Consider the following 3,071-nt stretch of genomic DNA (forward strand, 5'->3'; position numbering starts at 1 on the left):
TGTAATTGCTTAGAACCCTCTATAGACTTTAACCTTTCTTCAAGTTCCCGGATATGTTTTTCAGTAACTTTTATATTTTTCTGATATAAATCAAGGTCTTCTTTATACTGAGATTCTTTACTCTCTAGGTCTTCTATCTCTTCTATTATTCTATTTGTTTTAAGATCTCCAAACTTCTTTATCTCACTTCTAAATTTTTTCCTAGCACTTGAAGTATGAATAATTCCTCTTTCAAGGATTTCAAGACCCATAATAGTTTTTATTGCTTTTTTTATATCCTCAGTCCCAGATTCTTTTGAAAGATTATCAATTCTTTCGCCATCAAAAAAGAAATAACTCCTTAAATCTTGAGGTAATGTTCTATCAACCTCAGCTTGTGGATTATTCATCATTTTTGATTGACCTTCTTCTTTATATTCAATGTTTAATATTGGCTCTGAATAAAATACTTTGTTATCTGTCCCTTTTTCCGCCTTTACTGACCTTGTTAAAGTATAGTTTTTATTCATATGATTGTATTTTAGAGTAACACTTGCTTCAATTATCGTACCAACTTCAGCATTCTCAATAGCATATTCATTTATTATTTTATCTGGATTTGGTAGGTTAATAATTCCATATAAGCACCAACTAAATGCATTTAATAAAGCTGTCTTACCTGAACCATTTTCTCCGTGAATGACTGTTATATTTTTCGTTGGTGATTTAGAAAAGTGTATTTTTTGTTCTTCATAATATTGTCTAAAGTTCTTTAATAAAATTGAATCTATAATCATTATTCTTTAATCCTTTCTTTAACAATATTAACGATTTCCGCTACAATACTTGTACCTTGTAATGACTTTTTATGTAGCAGTTCTTTTTCCGCTTGAAGTATTTCCTTTAGAATTAATGTATATTCTTCAGGCAAATCTTTCAAAATAGAATGTATTTTTTCTTTTTCTTTTTCCATAAAAAGTCTCCATTCCTAGTTTAATAATCTAATATCCTAATAATTTAATAAGTTATAAGCATTTTTGATTTTGTTTAATTCTTCATGTGCTAGAGGTCCATTAACCGCTAAATCCGCAAATTCTATTACTCGGTTCATCTCTCTTTTCACCAAATTTCGTTCGGTATTAAAAAGACTAGGTTCAATTAATTGAATTTCATCTAGATTCCTAGGTACAACAATAAAGTCATATATATACGAGTACCTTTTACCAGGATACTTTCTTAACACACGACCCCTTCTCTGAATAAATTCTCTAGGATTAGTACTACTAGCAAGAATAAATGCCCTCTGAGTGGCTGGAACATCCACACCTTCATCAAGGCATTTTATTGCCACAAGAGCCTGTAACTCCCCTGATTGAAATCGTTTTAATAACATTTGTCTATCTTGATCATCTTCACGAGATGTGAAAGTGTGTACTCTCATTTCCAGTTGTTCCCCTAAAATACTAACTACAGAATCTATCTGTTTTTCTCCATCAACGCTGCTATCACCACAGTATACGATATTATAATTTGTATCTTTCATATCTACGAATAGTTCTTTTAACCTTACTAATTTATTTCTTGCTCTACTTAAAATTCTTGATCTTTCTATTAATAGAGTTTCAATGTTACTTTCGTTATCTTCATTATCATTTTTTCTATTATAAAGCTTACTAATCTTTCTAGTAACTTCATAATAATAGTCACTTTCATCTTCGTCCAGGTATACAATCTGGGGGTAATAGTAATATTCAGTCAAATATGTACCCACTGCTTTGTCAAGCCCAAATTTATAGACTATTTTATTTCCAAAGTATTTTAACAAAACTGATGTTCCTTCTTCATCGAACCATCGGTTAGGCGTAGCACTTAAAGCCAGTCGATAAGGTATGTTATTTGGTAAGCATTGACGAAGGTTTGCCGCACCAAAATGATGAGCCTCATCTGCAACTATTACAGTATCATCACCTAATTTCTTTATAATTTGTTGCATGTTTTCTGTTGAAAATGTAGCATTAGTAGTTACAACACAAAAATGATTAATTACCTTTGCCTGAAAAGAGGAAACATTATTGTTTAACTCGTTTTCCCATAAACTTCTAGAGTGATAAGCAATAATAGGAGACATATTGAATAGTTTTAAATCTTTTACCCATTGATCAACAAGGTGGGTATACGGGCATACAATTATTACGGCTAACCTCTTTGTCACTTCATATAATTTTGTTATTCCAGTAATAGCAGTTATAGTTTTACCTGTACCAGTAGCCATTTCCAGCAGCCCTTGGCATTCATTTCTAAACCAATTCTGTATTGCCTTCTTTTGGTAATCCCTTACATTAAGTTGATTTGGTAATTCAGGTTCTATTAATTTGTCTGGCATAGATTTAACTCTAGAAGTTTGTACTATAGGTTCAGGGTTTTTATAAGTTGATTGTTTAAATGAAAGGAGCCGTTCTTTTAGTGCAGTTGGAAAGGAAATAATTTCAACATTATGTGTGTCATCATTCCAAAGCTTATTGAAGTTTTCTAATTTTTTATCGACTCGCATTCTTTCACTCTGAATCCATGAACAAAAGACATCAATTGACTCAAAATTGTTATATAACCCACCCTCGGTTTCATTGGATGACCCTGTAAATGCTATTGTATTCCCTTCGAAGTCTTCCATTATCCCTACTTTTTCATGAAATATTCCCTTTAGGACACTGTTCCTTAATACAGCAATCTTAATATCTAATTGGTTATTAGCTATTAACCAAGCTAAATAATTTAACCGGTCAATTGCAAGTTCATCATTAATATTGTTAAGATTTCTTAACAGAGCCTTTTCTATAATATTTTCTCTTGCATCATACCCTTTTGTAATAGCCTCAATATCATCGGAGTTTAGTTGAGGTGAAGCTATTAACTGTAAGTTCCCACCATTACTAATTAGTTCAACAATTCCCTTTGCTGCAATTACAAGTGAATGACTTGAAAAATAACCTACTGCTCTTTTATAGCATTTTGACCGTGAAAGGACAGGTAAGTAGAAATCTTTAATTATACTTCCATCGTAATTATCAGAACGATATTGATATGATATCCTT

Annotated in this window: 3 protein-coding genes; all 3 read right to left on the minus strand. The window is 31.4% G+C overall.

Going from position 1 to position 3,071, the window contains the following annotated elements:
* Window positions 1-776, minus strand: a 776-nt coding sequence (locus tag V7112_RS06335; RefSeq protein WP_335416854.1) for an AAA family ATPase, incomplete at its 3' end; no start/stop codon positions are given.
* Entirely contained in the window at window positions 776-952 is a 177-nt protein-coding gene (locus tag V7112_RS06340) for a hypothetical protein (RefSeq protein ID WP_335416856.1), read from the minus strand. The genes V7112_RS06335 and V7112_RS06340, both read right to left, overlap by 1 nt.
* A gap of 36 nt (window positions 953-988) precedes the next feature.
* Window positions 989-3,071 (minus strand): DEAD/DEAH box helicase family protein (locus tag V7112_RS06345; protein WP_335416858.1); only part of this gene is annotated, 2,083 nt, incomplete at its 5' end.

The organism is Bacillus sp. JJ1566, assembly GCF_036962685.1.
Taxonomy (GTDB): Bacteria; Bacillota; Bacilli; order Bacillales; family Bacillaceae_L; genus Ferdinandcohnia.

What these genes read in the sequence shown, in the direction of transcription:
- V7112_RS06340 (WP_335416856.1), bottom strand. Translation starts at nt 952, where the DNA reads ATGGAAAAAGAAAAAGAAAAAATACATTCTATTTTGAAAGATTTGCCT.